Annotated in this window: 14 protein-coding genes; 11 read left to right on the forward strand and 3 right to left on the reverse strand. The window is 62.5% G+C overall.

From position 1 onward, the window contains the following. Positions 1 to 15: 15 nt before the first annotated feature. Positions 16 to 726 (reverse strand): RHS repeat-associated core domain-containing protein, encoded by a 711-nt coding sequence (locus HNO86_RS07760; RefSeq protein ID WP_256672572.1) that lies wholly within the window; start codon positions 724 to 726, stop codon positions 16 to 18. A 287-nt stretch (positions 727 to 1,013) separates the two neighbouring features. On the opposite strand from HNO86_RS07760, the gene HNO86_RS07765 reads away from it, so the two are divergent. From HNO86_RS07765 to HNO86_RS07780, 4 genes are all read left to right on the forward strand, one after another. Beyond that, a complete protein-coding gene (locus tag HNO86_RS07765) occupies positions 1,014 to 1,934 on the forward strand; it encodes a LysR family transcriptional regulator (RefSeq protein ID WP_175376418.1) in 921 nt (306 codons plus the stop codon). A 237-nt stretch (positions 1,935 to 2,171) separates the two neighbouring features. Next, entirely contained in the window at positions 2,172 to 3,704 is a 1,533-nt protein-coding gene (locus HNO86_RS07770) for an MFS transporter (protein WP_175376419.1), read from the forward strand. A 25-nt stretch (positions 3,705 to 3,729) separates the two neighbouring features. Beyond that, positions 3,730 to 4,794 (forward strand): HlyD family secretion protein, encoded by a 1,065-nt coding sequence (locus HNO86_RS07775; RefSeq protein WP_175376420.1) that lies wholly within the window; start codon positions 3,730 to 3,732, stop codon positions 4,792 to 4,794. Continuing rightward, the gene (locus tag HNO86_RS07780) at positions 4,791 to 6,359 is read left to right on the forward strand and encodes an efflux transporter outer membrane subunit (protein WP_175376421.1); all 1,569 of its coding nucleotides are present in this window, start codon (positions 4,791 to 4,793) and stop codon (positions 6,357 to 6,359) included. Before HNO86_RS07775 ends, HNO86_RS07780 begins: the two co-directional genes overlap by 4 nt. Before the next feature lie 11 nt (positions 6,360 to 6,370). On the opposite strand, the gene HNO86_RS07785 is transcribed toward HNO86_RS07780, so the two are convergent. Both HNO86_RS07785 and HNO86_RS07790 read right to left on the reverse strand, forming a co-directional pair. Then, entirely contained in the window at positions 6,371 to 7,129 is a 759-nt protein-coding gene (locus HNO86_RS07785; protein ID WP_175376422.1) for a slipin family protein, read from the reverse strand. A 2-nt stretch (positions 7,130 to 7,131) separates the two neighbouring features. Beyond that, complete coding sequence (locus tag HNO86_RS07790) at positions 7,132 to 7,665, reverse strand: NfeD family protein (RefSeq protein ID WP_175376423.1); 534 nt, start codon at positions 7,663 to 7,665, stop codon at positions 7,132 to 7,134. Between the two features lie 196 nt (positions 7,666 to 7,861). Here HNO86_RS07790 and HNO86_RS07795 point away from each other — a divergent pair, with 196 nt between their 5' ends. The 7 genes from HNO86_RS07795 (at position 7,862) to HNO86_RS07825 (ending at position 13,870) form a co-directional block, all read left to right on the forward strand. Further along, positions 7,862 to 8,323: an aminoacyl-tRNA deacylase gene (locus HNO86_RS07795; protein WP_175376424.1), complete on the forward strand. Its 462-nt coding sequence runs from the start codon at positions 7,862 to 7,864 to the stop codon at positions 8,321 to 8,323. A gap of 135 nt (positions 8,324 to 8,458) precedes the next feature. Beyond that, positions 8,459 to 8,704, forward strand: coding sequence for a DUF2789 domain-containing protein (locus tag HNO86_RS07800; protein WP_175376425.1), 246 nt, complete (start codon positions 8,459 to 8,461; stop codon positions 8,702 to 8,704). 133 nt (positions 8,705 to 8,837) lie between these two features. Continuing rightward, a complete protein-coding gene (locus tag HNO86_RS07805) occupies positions 8,838 to 9,266 on the forward strand; it encodes a MarR family winged helix-turn-helix transcriptional regulator (RefSeq protein ID WP_175376426.1) in 429 nt (142 codons plus the stop codon). Next, positions 9,263 to 11,335, forward strand: a complete 2,073-nt coding sequence (locus HNO86_RS07810) for an FUSC family protein (protein WP_175376427.1) — start codon at positions 9,263 to 9,265, stop codon at positions 11,333 to 11,335. Before HNO86_RS07805 ends, HNO86_RS07810 begins: the two co-directional genes overlap by 4 nt. Then, the gene (locus HNO86_RS07815) at positions 11,332 to 11,541 is read left to right on the forward strand and encodes a DUF1656 domain-containing protein (RefSeq protein WP_175376428.1); all 210 of its coding nucleotides are present in this window, start codon (positions 11,332 to 11,334) and stop codon (positions 11,539 to 11,541) included. Before HNO86_RS07810 ends, HNO86_RS07815 begins: the two co-directional genes overlap by 4 nt. Further along, positions 11,538 to 12,425 carry an HlyD family secretion protein gene (locus tag HNO86_RS07820; protein WP_175376429.1) on the forward strand — a complete coding sequence of 296 codons (888 nt, stop codon included), beginning with the start codon at positions 11,538 to 11,540 and terminating at the stop codon, positions 12,423 to 12,425. Before HNO86_RS07815 ends, HNO86_RS07820 begins: the two co-directional genes overlap by 4 nt. After that, positions 12,422 to 13,870, forward strand: coding sequence for an efflux transporter outer membrane subunit (locus HNO86_RS07825; RefSeq protein WP_175376430.1), 1,449 nt, complete (start codon positions 12,422 to 12,424; stop codon positions 13,868 to 13,870). Before HNO86_RS07820 ends, HNO86_RS07825 begins: the two co-directional genes overlap by 4 nt. The last annotated feature ends 31 nt before the right edge of the window (positions 13,871 to 13,901 follow it).

The raw sequence follows: 13,901 nt of genomic DNA on the forward strand, positions 1-13,901 counted from the left end.
GTTTTGGAACGGTGGTCAATTTCCCCTTCGAAGTTCTGTGACACGCTTTGTTGCCCCCGTCGTGCCAGTAATTCGAGGACCATTTTCGGTTTTGGAGACAAACGGAGCCTGCTGAGCCCTGACTGAATTAGGTCCTGTACGTGGGTTTTGCCGGGTGATGACTCGATTCAATGGTGGTTGTTGTCTAAATTTGGGAGGTGGAGGGCCTAGTCTTTCCAGGACTTGAGGGTCAAACATAAAATTGTCCGTAAAGACCTTTTTCGCTCGCTGTGCCACCTCCAACGTACCACTGCTGATGGTTGTTGCGATCTTGTTGAGGGCAAGACTGGCAGACGTTGCTATTTCGTCCGTCAGTTGCATTACCAAACGCGAGAACGTCCATACCGAATGCCCCGACGGATCCGAATTCATCACCGGCTCCCCGCCGCAATACATATACGCATGTCTCCCGCCCTTATCGAACGGACTCAAACTGTCCGGACTTTGAAAGCGCATCAACTGAGGGTTGTAAGCACGGTAACCATTACCCAACAAATACCATTCGGGTTTCGCCTCGCGCAGTTCACCATTGAACCCGAGTCGCGTCATGACCACATGCTGTGCCGATTGCTGACCGTAGGGGGAATACGCAATTGGATTAGGGCCGCGCGCGTCCAGCTCGGCGAGTATCGAATTCTTGAGATCCGTTGCCAGCAGCACCGTGTGTTGCAGATTGGGTTGAGTCATGACGAAATCCTTTGCATGTCGGCGCAAGTAAAGGTCTGACCAAGTTTTACGCGACATGGTCAGAATTGAGAACTAGCAGAACTGATAGTGGCGGCGGTGACTCTGCGAACGCCTTCGCGGGCAAGCCCGCTCCCACAGGTTCATAGGCGTTCTCAGATTTTCTGTACGACACGGACACTGTGGGAGCGGGCTTGCCCGCGATGAGGCCGGGTCTGCCAACGCATCACTCGGAGGATGTTTGCTAGCATTGCGTCTGAATCAGCTCTGATCAAACAAGAGTGCCTGCCATGCAACTCCCCGACATGAACCTCCTCATCGCACTCGACGCCCTGCTCGATGAAGGCAGCGTCGTCGGCGCCGCGCGGCGGATGAACCTCAGCCCGGCGGCCATGAGCCGTACCCTGACGCGTATCCGCGAGGCCATCGGCGATCCGATTCTGGTACGCGCCGGGCGTGGCCTGGTGCCCACGCCCAAGGCGCTGGAGTTGCGCGGGCAGGTGCGGGATGTGGTGGAGCAGGCCGCTCAATTGTTTCATTCGGCCCGGCGCCTTGATCTGGGAAGTCTGCATCGACGTTTCAGCATCCGCGCCAACGATTTCTTCATCGGTATCTATGGCGGCAAGCTGTTCGACACCATGGAGCGGCAGGCACCGCACTGTGAGTTGCGCTTCGTTCCTGAAGGCGATGGCGATGACGAGGCCTTGCGTGAGGGGCGCATTGATCTGAGCGTCAGCAACAATCGCCCGTTGATGCCGGAAGTGAAGGTGCAGAACCTGTTTTCCACGCAGTTTGTCGGGCTGGTGCGCGAGGATCATCCGTTGCTCGATGAGGAGATCACCGCTGAACGATTCGCCGGCTTCTCCCATATCAGCATGTCCCGTCGCGGCATCGCTCGCGGGCCGATCGACACCGCACTCAACGCCCTGGGACTGGAACGGCGGGTGGCCGTGATCGCGCCGAGTTTCCATGCGGCGATGTTCGCCTTGCCGGATTCCGATCTGATATTGCCGGTGCCCAGGGAAACGCTGTTGAGTGTGCGTCGGCTCGGGCTGAAATTGCGTTCGTTCACGCTGCCGATACCCTTGCCGACCATCGTGCTGAGCCAGGCCTGGCACCCGCGCTTTGACAATGATCCGGCCCACCGCTGGTTGCGCGAAACGCTGAAACAGTGCTGTGACGAGACGTGGCTGGCGGCGCAAACGGGTTGAAGATCAAAAGATCGCATCCAGCGAAGGCCGTTCACTAACACCTATGGATGGTGGTTCCTCCCACGCGGCGATGTTAGTTTTTTGCCGTCTTTTCTTCGTTAGGCAACTGTCTGCTCTCGCGACTTTCAGTCGATCAATTGTTGCACACGACGCACTTATACATTGCCAATAAGTCAGTTTTCGTCAGCGATTCGCCTTCGTAGACTGCCCCCTCAATGATTTCGGAGTTGTGAACCGATGAGCTCTCTAACGGCCTCGGCGCCTTTGGCTGCGCCCACGCCGGCCGCTGCACCTTCGGTGTTTGGTCTGCGGATCATCATCGGCCTGGTGGGTGTGTTGCTGGCGGTGTTGGTGGCGGGCCTGAACGAAACGGTGACCAAAGTCGCCCTGGCCGACATTCGGGGCAACCTGGGTATTGGCTACGACGAGGGCACCTGGCTGGTGGCCAGTTATGCCGCAACCTCGGTAGCGGCCGCAGCGTTCGCGCCATGGTGTGCGGTGACGTTCTCGTTGCGCCGTTTCACCCTCTGCGCCATCAGTGCGTTCATTCTGTTGGGCGTGTTGTGCCCGCTGGCACCGAATTACGAAAGCCTGTTGGTATTGCGCACCTTGCAAGGCCTGGCCGGCGGCGCGCTGCCACCGATGCTGATGACCGTCGCCCTGCGTTTTCTGCCGCCCGGCGTGAAGCTGTATGGTCTGGCCGGTTATACCCTCACCGCCACTTTCGGCCCGGGGCTGGGCACGCCGTTGGCGGGGCTGTGGACTGAGTATGTCGGCTGGCAGTGGACCTTCTGGCAAATCGTCGTGCCGTGCCTGATCGCCATGCTCGCGGTGGGTTACGGCATCCCCCAGGACCCGCTGCGCCTGGAGCGTTTCAAGCAGTTCAACTGGCGCGGCCTGCTGCTGGGCTTTCCGGCGATCTGCATGCTGGTGATCGGCATTGTGCAAGGCAATCGGCTGGACTGGTTCGAGTCGAACCTGATCAGCGCCTTGTTGGTGGGCGGCTCGCTGTTGCTGGTGGCGTTTCTGATCAACGAGTGGTCGCAACCAATCCCGTTTTTCAAGATGCAGATGCTCGGTATCCGCAACTTGTCGTTCGCCCTGATCACCCTCGCCGGGGTGCTGATGGTGTTGTCGGCGGTGGTCATTATTCCGTCCAGCTACCTGGCGCAGGTTCAGGGTTATCGCCCGGTGCAGACTGCGCCGATCACCCTGATGGCCGCGCTGCCGCAGTTGATTGCGCTGCCATTGGTGGCGGCGTTGTGCAACCTGCGTTGGGTCGATTGTCGCTGGGTGCTGGGCATCGGCTTGAGCATGCTGATCTTGTCTTGCATCGGCGGGTCGCAGCTGACATCGCAGTGGATCCGCGATGATTTCTACGTGCTGCAACTGCTGCAGATCTTCGGTCAACCCATGGCAGTGCTACCGCTGCTGATGCTCTCGACCGGCAGCATCAACCCGATGGACGGGCCGTTTGCCTCTTCCTGGTTCAACACCGTGAAAGGCCTGGCGGCTGTCATCGCCACCGGCGTACTGGAAACCCTGACCACCGCCCGGCTGCATTTTCACTCGACGATGCTGGTCGACCGCCTCGGCAACTCACCCCTGGCCGAGGCCGACAGCGCCGGCCTTGCCCATCGACTACACGAACAGGCCGTGGTGCTGACCTCCGCCGATCTCTACCTGTGCATGGCCGGCGTCGCCGTCGCGCTGATCCTGCTGATTTTCTGGATGCCGACGCGGATCTATCCACCGCGCGCTCCGACTTGAATGCTCCACTGAAACCGAGGTTTTTATGACGACTCAATCCAAACAGAAAGTGGCCGTGGGTGTTGCCGTCGTGATCGCCGTGGGCGCGATGGTGTATCTGCTGGCGCCTGGCCTGTTCGGCCAGCGTACGCAACAGACCACCAACGACGCCTATGTCTCGGCGGACTACACGCTGGTGGTGCCACGCGTGGCCGGGTTCATCAAGCAAGTGCTGGTGGAGGACAACCAACAGGTCAAGGCCGGACAGTTGCTGGCGCTGATCGATGACCGCGACCTGCGTGCCGCTGCCGATGCGGCCGCCGCTGAAGCGCTGGTGGCCCAGGCGCAATTGCAGAATGCCAAGGCGACCCTCGAGCGCCAGGCGTCGGTGATCGCCCAGGCCCAGGCGACGGTGGTGTCCGCCAAAGCGGAAATGGCGTTCGCCGAGCATGAGCTCAATCGCTACAACCACCTCGCCGGCGTCGGTGCCGGCACCGTGCAGAACGCGCAGCAGGCTCGTACTCGCATCGACCAGGCGAGCGCCCGGTTGACCAACGTGACGGCGGTGCTGGCTGCCGAGCGCAAGCAGGTGGACATCCTGACTGCGCAGCGTGACGGCGCCGAAGGTGGTTTGAAACGGGCACAGGCGAAGCTGGAAATCGCCAGCTTCGATCTGTCCTACACCCGCATCGTCGCGCCGCAGGACGGCATGATCGGTGAGCGTGCCGTGCGGGTCGGCGCCTATGTCACGCCGGGCAGCAAGTTGCTGGCGGTGGTGCCTCTGGAGCAGGCCTATGTGGTGGCCAACTTCCAGGAAACCCAGTTGACCCATGTGCAGCCGGGGCAGGATGTGCAAGTGCGCGTCGACACTTTTGGCGGGGAGGCGCTGAACGGGCGCGTGGAGAGCATCGCACCCGCCACCGGCGTGACGTTTGCCTCGGTCAAGCCGGATAACGCCACGGGTAATTTCACCAAGGTCGTGCAGCGGATTCCGGTGAAGATTGCGCTGGAGCCAGGCCAGCCTTTGACGCAGCGGTTGCGGGTAGGGATGTCGGTGGAGGCGCGGATTGATACGGCCAGTGTGAAGGCGAATGAGGTTGTTCAGCGATGAAGATGTTTGGCGATTGGACTGACGCTTTCGCGAGCAAGCCCGCTCCCACAGGTGGTCGGTGTGACCACAAAACTTATGAACAACCGATAACCCTGTGGGAGCGGGCTTGCCCGCGAAGAGGCCATCAGCCTCGACTCCTGTTCAGCGCCTTGCTGGTAATGGGCCTTTCAGCCTGCACCGTCGGCCCGGACTTTCAGAAACCCGAAACGCAGCAAGTCACCGAATGGTCGAAGCCCTCAAAAGCCGCAGCCAGCCAGGCCACCACCGAGGCGATGAGCGAACGCTGGTGGGAAGTCTTCAACGATCCAAAACTCTCGGCGCTGAGCCAACGCGCCCTGACCGATAACCTCGACCTCAAACTCGCCAGCAGTCGCCTGGAGCAAAGCCGCGCCGTGCGTCAGGTGGTCACCGCCGACCGCTACCCGAGCACCGCCGCCACTGGCAGCTACAGCCGTAAACGCAACAGCGGCGAAGGCCTGATGGACCCCTCCGGAAACAACGGCAATTCCGCGTTCAATTTGTGGGATGCCGGTTTCTCTGCCTCCTGGGAACTGGATTTCTGGGGCCGGGTGCGCCGCGAAACCGAAGCCGCCGACGCAACGCTGGAAGTCGCGGAAAACGACCGCCGAGGCGTGTTGCTATCGGTGCTCGCCGAAACCGCCCAGAACTACATTCAACTGCGCGGCGTGCAAAGCACCCGGGCGGTTACCGAGCAAAACCTTGAAGTGGCTCGCCACAGCCTGAAGCTGTCGCAACTGCGCCTGGGCGATGGTGTGGCTACCGATCTGGACGTCGCCGAGGCCGCCGCCCAAGTCGCCGCTATCGAATCGCGCCTGCCAGCGCTGGAGCAGCGCCAGGCACAACTGATCAACGCCTTGAGCCTGTTGATGGGCGAGCCGCCTCAAGCGCTGGCGGCCGAGCTATCCAGCGATGCACCAGTGCCGCAGACCCCGCGGCAGGTCGCCATCGGCCTGCCGTCGCAACTGGCCGAGCGCCGCCCGGACATTCGCCAGGCCGAAGCCCGCCTGCATGCCGCCACCGCGAGCATCGGCGTGGCCAAGGGCGATTTCTATCCGCGCATTACTCTGTCGGGCAATGTCGGTTCGCAAGCCATGCAGTTGAGCGATTTCGGTTCCTGGGGCTCGCGCACGTTCGGCATCGGTCCGCAGTTCAGCCTGCCGCTGTTCGACGGCGGCCGCCTGCGCGGCGTGCTGAATCTGCGCGAAGCCCAGCAACAGGAAGCGGCCATTGCCTACCAGCAAACCGTGCTGCGGGCCTGGCATGAAATCGACGACCAACTGAGCGCCTACAACGCCAGCCAATTGCGTCGCGACAGCCTGGCCGAAGCGGTGCGGCAGAACCAGATCGCCCTGCAAACCGCGCAAAGGCAGTACACCGAAGGCGTGGTGGATTTCGTCAACGTGCTCACCGTACAGGGAGCGCTGCTGGCGACTCAGGAGCAATGGGTCGAGAGCTCGACCGGCGTCTCGCTGGCCGCCGTCGGCTTGTACAAGGCGCTGGGTGGCGCATGGCAGTCGGTTTATCCGTTGGCGGTGCGGCGTTGAGGTCATAACACTCAAGACTTCGACGACAGATCCGCCATCCCCTTGAGCAGCTCGATTGGCAATGGAAAAACGATGGTCGAGCTTTTGTCGCCGGCAATCGAACTGAGCGTTTGCATGTAGCGCAGCTGCATGGCGCCGGGTTGGCGGCCGAGCATTTCGGCGGCCTGCATGAGTTTTTCCGAGGCCTGTAATTCACCTTCGGCGTGGATCACTTTGGCCCGGCGTTCGCGCTCGGCTTCGGCCTGGCGGGCGATGGCGCGGATCATCGATTCGTTGAGGTCGACGTGCTTGATCTCGACGTTGGCCACCTTGATGCCCCAGGCGTCGGTCTGGGCGTCGAGCACTTGCTGGATGTCGATGTTCATTCGCTCGCGTTCGGCCAGCAGCTCGTCAAGTTCGTGCTTGCCGAGCACTGCGCGCAAGGTGGTTTGTGCCAGTTGGCTGGTGGCCATGAGGAAGTCTTCGACCTGGATGATGGCCTTCTGCGGGTCGAGGACCCGGAAGTACAGCACGGCGTTGACCTTGACCGACACGTTGTCGCGGGTGATGACGTCTTGCGCCGGCACGTCCAGCACCACGGTGCGCAGGTCGACGCGGACCATTTGCTGGATCACCGGAATCAGCAGGATCAGGCCCGGGCCCTTGACCTGCCAGAAGCGGCCGAGTTGGAACACCACGCCACGCTCGTACTCGCGCAGGATGCGAAAGGTCGCGCTGGCCAGTGCGATCAGCAACAGCAGGAGTGCGGCAAAACCCAGTTGCAAGCCCATGTTCATTCTCCCTTCGATACCGCGTCAGTCGCGGACACTTCCAGCATCAATCCCTTGCGAGCCACCACCCGCACCCGTTGCCCGATCTGCAGCGGGTTGGCGCAGGTCACCTGCCAGCGTTCACCCTGCAAGTGCACCCAGCCCTGGCAGGCATCGCCGGCCTGCAACGACAACACCGGCGCCACGCTGCCCAGCAATCCGGCATCGCCACTGACGTTGTGGCGTGGTCGGGTTTTCAGGGCGCGGATCAGCAGGAAGATCAGCAGCAGGCCGCTGATCAGTCCCAGGCCGATCATTAGGGGGACGGGCAGTTCGGCGTTCGTCAGGATCACCGCGCCGATCACGAACATCACGATCCCGCCCAGGCCGATCACGCCGTAGTTGGGCAGGGCGGCTTCGGCGATCAGAAAGGCGATGCCGAAGGTGATCAGCCACATGCCGATGGGGTCGGGGGCGGGCATGCCGGCGGTGTCCGCAGCGAGGGCGGAACCGCTCAACACCAACAGCCAGGCAATGGCACAACAACGCGTGTTCACGTGACCCTCCGGGAGAGTCGTGGGTGGTTCTGTATACAGTTTAGTTGACGCGCCAGCTGTATGAATTTTGCTCAGTTGTTGACCTGTCCGGTGGGCGGATTTCCCGCCGGATCGCCCCTGCGGGCCTAGACTTTGAGTACGAAGAAAAGCGTCAACCATCGTCCGCCCAGCGGCATGGCGGACTCGGAGGTGCATCATGCGAATGGCAAAAACCGTGCAGAGAAGCCTCGACAGGGCTCAATGCCAATACGACATCGTCACCCATCCTCACTCGGCCAGCAGCCTGGAAACGGCGCGGGTCGCCAACATTCCGGCGGAGCGGATGGCCAAGTCGGTCATTCTCGACGACCACCATGGTCGCTACCTGATGGCCGTGCTGCCCGCCAGTCGTCACCTGGACCTGAGCAAAGTCCGCAGCAGCGGCGAATGGCAGGTCTCGCGCGAAAGCAACCTGGCGCATCTGTTTCAGGACTGCGAACGCGGCGCCGTGCCTGCCCTGGGCGAAGCCTACGGGCTGGACGTGGTCATCGACCCGTTGCTGACCCGGCAAAAAGACATCTACCTGGAGGCCGGCAACCACATCAACCTGCTGCACATGAACATGCCCGAGTTCCTGAAAATGGTGCCTCATGCGCAGGTGCGGGAGTTGAGCAGTTAGTTAGATGTGTGGTGTTTTTGCTGCCGTCTTCGCGGGCAAGCCTCGCTCCTACAGGTCAACATCCGTCCGTAGGAGCGAGGCTTGCCCGCGAACGACCGCACAGCGGTCCTTCCTCGATACACACAGGAGCCCAACATGGAAAACCCAACCCACAGCCTCCCATCCCTTTTCAAACAACTCGGCCTGCCGGACGACGCCGAAAACATCGACAAATTCATCGCCACCCACTCACCCCTCAAACCGGAACTGCACCTGGCCGACGCCTTTTTCTGGAGCCCCAGCCAGGCGGATCTGCTGCGCAATGAAATTCTTGATGATGCCGATTGGGCGGAGGTGGTGGATCAGTTGGATGTGTTGTTGCGCAAGGGACGGGGTGGCTAAAACGCCAGCATTCACGCTGGAAGAAGAATTTGTTTCAAAACTTGACGCAAAATCCCCTTCAATGCCATATTGATAGTTAGCAAACTAACAGTGTGTGTATTCCCCCGTGCCGAACGACCTCGACGCTCTCCAGATGAACATCAGCAGCTCCATGGTGGTGGCCGCGCGGCATTGGCGCAAGATCTGCCAGACGACGCTGGTCAACTATGGGATTTCCGAAGCCTGTGCCGTGCCGTTGTTGATGATCGGGCGCCTGGGTGATGGGGTGCGACAGGTCGCAGTGGCGCAGGCGTCGGGGATGGAGAGCCCGTCGCTGGTACGGTTGCTCGATCAGCTGTGTCATGCCGGTCACGTCTGCCGCACCGGCGATGCCCAGGACCGTCGCGCCAAATGCCTGAGCCTGACCGACACCGGCAGGGCGCTGGTGCAGAAGGTCGAGGTCGAGCTGGTGCGTCTGCGCAATGAAACCCTCGAAGGCATCGATCGGCGCGATCTGGAAGCGGCGCTGCGTGTGCTGCGCGCCTTCGAGTCCGCCAGTCAGACACCGGTGATCAACTCTTGAGCGGTTTCTTCAGCGGCATGCCGCCAGCGCGTGACTGGTTCTACGGCGCGCGAACGTTCGCCGCTTCCATGATCGCCTTGTACATCGCGCTGCTCATGCAGATGCCGCGTCCATATTGGGCGATGGCCACGGTGTACATCGTCTCCAACCCGTTCCTCGGCCCGACCACCTCCAAGGCGCTGTATCGCGCCATCGGCACCTTCCTGGGTGCTGCGGCGGCGGTGCTGTTCGTGCCGATGTTCGTCCAGAGCCCTTACGTGCTGGTGTTGGTCATCGCCCTGTGGACCGGCACGCTGCTGTTCCTGTCCCTGCACCTGCGCACGGCTAACAACTACGCCCTGATGCTCGCCGGCTACACCTTGCCGCTGATCGCGCTGCCGGTGGTGGATAACCCGCTGGCGGTGTGGGACGTGGCCGAAGCGCGTACCGAAGAAATCTTCCTCGGCATCGCCGTCGCGGCGGTGGTCGGTGCGATGTTCTGGCCCCGTCGGTTGGCGCCGGTGTTCAACGATTCGGTGGGTAAATGGTTTGCCGATGCCTCCACCTACAGCCAGCGTTTTCTCAGCCGCAACGTGCAACCCGAAGAAGTCAGCGCGCTGCGTTCGTCCATGGTGGCGACCTTCAACAGCCTGGAGCTGATGATCGGCCAGTTGCCCCACGAAGGCTCGCGACCACAGACCGTGCGCAACACCAAGGAACTGCGCGGGCGCATGATTCACTTGCTGCCGGTAATCGACGCCCTCGACGACGCGCTCTATGCCCTCGAACGGCGTACGCCGGAACTGGTGGACAAGTTCGCACCCTTGCTCGCCGCCGCCAGCGAATGGCTGCAACACAAAGACGCCGATATCGCGCGCTGGCAGGCCTTGAAAGACCAACTCGACGCCCTGCAACCCAGTGCCCAGGCGCTGGAGGATCGCAAGCAACTGCTGTTTTCCAATGCGCTGTATCGCCTCGGCGAATGGATCGATCTATGGCAGGACTGCCGCAGCCTGCAAATCGCCATCGAGTGCGAAAACCAGGACAGCTGGCGCGCCGTGTACCGCCACTGGCGCCTGGGCCGGCTGACGCCCTTCCTGGACCGTGGCCTGATGCTGTATTCGGCGGCCTCCACCGTCTGTGCGATCATCGTCGCTTGTGTATTGTGGATTCTGCTCGGCTGGACCGACGGCGGCGCGGCCGTGATTCTCGCGGCGGTGGCCTGCAGCTTCTTTGCCTCGATGGACGACCCGGCGCCGCAGATCTACCGGTTCTTTTTCTGGACGGCGATGTCGGTGCTGTTCGCCAGCCTTTATCTGTTTCTGGTGCTGCCGAACCTGCACGATTTCCCGATGCTGGTGCTGGCGTTTTCCGTGCCGTTCATCGTGGTTGGCACCCTCACGGTCAAGCCGCAGTTCTACCTCGGCATGCTGCTGACGCTGGTCAACACCTCGTCCTTCATCAGCATCCAGGGCGCCTACGACGCGGACTTCCTGAGCTTCGTGAACTCGAACCTGGCCGGCCCCATGGGCCTGTTGTTCGCCTTCATCTGGACCCTGGTCGCCCGGCCGTTCGGCGCTGAGCTGGCGGCCAAGCGCCTGACCCGTTTCAGCTGGCGCGACATCGTCAGCCTGACGGAACCGGCGACCCTGGCCGAACACCGCCAACTGGGCGTGCAAGTGCTCGACCGCCTGATGCAGCACCTGCCACGCCTGGCCATGACCGGCCAGGACACCGGCATCGCCCTGCGCGAAGTGCGCGTGGCGTTGAACATGCTCGACCTGCTGGCCTACACGCCACGGATTCACGGCGCGGCCCAGGATTTGTTGCGTCAGGTGGTGGCCGAAGTCGGCGAATACTTCAAGACGTGTCTGAAGGCTGGCGAACGCTTGCCGGCGCCGAGCCCGTTGCTGATGACCATGGATCGCACCCGTCGCGCGCTCGCTGGCGCTGGCGATGAGCAAACTCGTCTACACCTGTTGCACGCCCTGAGCGGCCTGCGCCTGGCGCTGTTGCCCGGTGTTGAATTCGTCGGTACCGCCGAGCCCGAAGAACCGCTTCCTTATGGCATTGATGGAGCGCCCCTATGATCGGAGATCTGGATATCAGCGGCGTGTTCCTGCCCACGCTACTGGTGCTGATGGGCATTACCTACCTGGTTTACCTGCTGGTGCACGGGTTGCTCACACGTCTGCACTTTTACCGCCTGGTCTGGCACCGGGCCTTGTTTAACGTGGCTCTCTACGCCTTGCTGCTTGGCGCCGTGGACTCACTCAGTCGATACCTGATGACATGAAAAAACCGTTTTTAACCCTCGGCCGCGTGATTGTGACCCTGTTGATCGTGACCTTCGCCGTGGTCGTGGTCTGGCGCATGGTGATGTACTACATGTTCGCCCCCTGGACCCGTGACGGTCACATCCGTGCCGACATCGTGCAGATCGCCCCGGACGTGTCCGGCCTGATCCAGCAGGTGGACGTGCGTGACAACCAGCCGGTCAAGCGTGGCCAGGTGCTGTTCACCATCGACCAGGACCGCTTCAAGCTGGCGCTGCGCCAGGCCAAGGCCGCCGTGGCCGATAGAGAAGAAACCCTGGCGCAGGCCCAGCGTGAAGCCAAACGCAACAAGGGCCTGGGCAATCTGGTGCCGGCCGAGCAGCTGGAAGAAAGCCAGTCCCGCGTGGCCCGTGCGCAAGTAGCACTGTCGGAAGCCCAGGTGGCGGTGGACAGCGCGCAACTGAACCTCGACCGCTCGGTGATCCGCAGCCCCGTGGACGGTTACGTCAACGACCGCGCGCCGCGTACCCAGGAATTCGTCAGCGCCGGGCGGCCGGTGTTGTCGGTGGTCGACAGCAACTCCTTCCACATCGACGGTTATTTCGAAGAAACCAAGCTGGGTGGCATTCATGTCGGCCAGAGCGTCGACATCCGCGTGATCGGCGACAACGCGCGCTTGCGCGGGCATGTGGAAAGCATCGTCGCCGGCATCGAAGACCGCGACCGCACCAGCGGCAACAACCTGCTGCCCAACGTCAACCCGGCGTTCAGCTGGGTGCGCCTGGCCCAGCGGATCCCCGTGCGCATTGCCTTCGACGACGTGCCGGCAGATTTCCGCATGATCGCCGGGCGCACCGCCACCGTGTCGATCATCGACGACAAAGAACGGGAGCCTGCGCAATGAACAAAGCCTCGGGTTTGGCGGTGGCCGGTTTAGGTCTGCTGCTGTCGGCGTGTTCGATGGTCGGGCCGGATTATCACCTGCCGCCAGAGGCCGCCGTGCAGCGCGCGGATTTGCAGGGCGAGCTGGACGTGAACGGCAAGCCGGTGGTGTCGGCGCCGGTGCCTGAAAATTGGTGGCGTCTGTATCGCGACCCGCGGCTGGATCAATTGGTCCAGCAGGCGCTGGCGTCCAACACCGACCTGCGGGTGGCAGCCGCCAGCCTGCTGAGGGCCCGTGCCCAGGTGGATGAAGCCGAGGCTGCGGGCGGCTGGAGCGGTGGCGTGAAGATGGGCGCCCAGCGTTTGCAGGAATCCGGCGAAGCCTTCCTGCTGCCGGAGAAAGTGCCGGTGGCCAACATCGGCGATATTGGCATCAGCGCGTCCTACCAGTTCGACCTGTGGGGCACGCTCAAGCGCGGCATCGAAGCGGCCAAGGCCAATGCCGATGCGACCCAGGCCGCCGCCGACACCGCACGCATCACCCTGGTGGCCGATGTGGTGCGGGCCTACACCCAGGTGTGCGCGGCCAACGAAGAGCGGGAAATTGCCCAGCATTCCCTCGACCTGCAATCGCAAAGCACCTCGCTGATCCAGCGCCTGCGCGATGCCGGTCGCGGTGACGAAACCCAGGTCACCCGTTCGCAAACCCAATTCAAATCCTTGCGCGCCGACATGCCGCGTTATGAGGCTGCGCGTCAGGCCGGGCTGTTCCGCCTGTCGATGCTGCTGGCCAAGCCGGTCGATCAACTGCCGGCCGGCACCGCCGCTTGTGCGGAACTGCCGAAAATCGCGCAACGGGTGCCGGTGGGCGATGGCGCCTCGCTGCTCAAGCGTCGTCCCGACATCCGCCAGGCCGAGCGTCGCCTGGCTGCCGCGACCGCCAACATTGGTGTGGCCACCGGCGAGCTGTACCCGGACGTTCGCTTCGGCGCGACCATCGGCACCGTCGGTATTCTGGAAAACCTGGGCGAGCCCTCCACCAATCGCTGGGGCTTCGGCCCGTCGCTGACCTGGAACGTGCCGACCAACGGCGCCCGGGCGCGCATCCGCGAAGCCGAAGCCGTGACCCAGGCGACCCTGGCGCACTTCGATGGCGTGGTGCTCAATGCCATTCGCGAAACCCAGACCAGCCTGGCCCAGTACTCGGCCTTGCTGCAGCGCCGCGATGCCCTGGCGGACGCCGAGCAGTCGGCGAAACTGGCCGCCGATCAGACGCACCGCTTCTTCCAGGCCGGCCGCGAGTCGTTCCTGGCCGACCTGCAAGCCACCCGCACCTACACCGATGTCACGGCGCAGCTGGCCGCCGCCAACACCCAAGTGGCGTTGAGCCAGATCGATTTGTTCCTGGCCCTGGGCGGCGGTTGGGAAAGCGGACGAACGCAAGCGTCGAACGCCAGCAAACCCTGAGGCCGTTGCTATGCTTTGAAATGTTGCAGGG

The sequence above is a fragment of the Pseudomonas sp. C1C7 genome, assembly GCF_013359595.1.
Lineage (GTDB): Bacteria > Pseudomonadota > Gammaproteobacteria > Pseudomonadales > Pseudomonadaceae > Aquipseudomonas.

What these genes read in the sequence shown, in the direction of transcription:
- HNO86_RS07780 (WP_175376421.1), top strand. Translation starts at nt 4,791, where the DNA reads ATGAAGATGTTTGGCGATTGGACTGACGCTTTCGCGAGCAAGCCCGCT.
- HNO86_RS07760 (WP_256672572.1), bottom strand. Translation starts at nt 726, where the DNA reads ATGACTCAACCCAATCTGCAACACACGGTGCTGCTGGCAACGGATCTC.
- HNO86_RS07825 (WP_175376430.1), top strand. Translation starts at nt 12,422, where the DNA reads ATGAACAAAGCCTCGGGTTTGGCGGTGGCCGGTTTAGGTCTGCTGCTG.
- HNO86_RS07815 (WP_175376428.1), top strand. Translation starts at nt 11,332, where the DNA reads ATGATCGGAGATCTGGATATCAGCGGCGTGTTCCTGCCCACGCTACTG.
- HNO86_RS07805 (WP_175376426.1), top strand. Translation starts at nt 8,838, where the DNA reads ATGAACATCAGCAGCTCCATGGTGGTGGCCGCGCGGCATTGGCGCAAG.
- HNO86_RS07795 (WP_175376424.1), top strand. Translation starts at nt 7,862, where the DNA reads ATGCGAATGGCAAAAACCGTGCAGAGAAGCCTCGACAGGGCTCAATGC.
- HNO86_RS07785 (WP_175376422.1), bottom strand. Translation starts at nt 7,129, where the DNA reads ATGGGCTTGCAACTGGGTTTTGCCGCACTCCTGCTGTTGCTGATCGCA.
- HNO86_RS07770 (WP_175376419.1), top strand. Translation starts at nt 2,172, where the DNA reads ATGAGCTCTCTAACGGCCTCGGCGCCTTTGGCTGCGCCCACGCCGGCC.
- HNO86_RS07820 (WP_175376429.1), top strand. Translation starts at nt 11,538, where the DNA reads ATGAAAAAACCGTTTTTAACCCTCGGCCGCGTGATTGTGACCCTGTTG.
- HNO86_RS07765 (WP_175376418.1), top strand. Translation starts at nt 1,014, where the DNA reads ATGCAACTCCCCGACATGAACCTCCTCATCGCACTCGACGCCCTGCTC.
- HNO86_RS07775 (WP_175376420.1), top strand. Translation starts at nt 3,730, where the DNA reads ATGACGACTCAATCCAAACAGAAAGTGGCCGTGGGTGTTGCCGTCGTG.
- HNO86_RS07800 (WP_175376425.1), top strand. Translation starts at nt 8,459, where the DNA reads ATGGAAAACCCAACCCACAGCCTCCCATCCCTTTTCAAACAACTCGGC.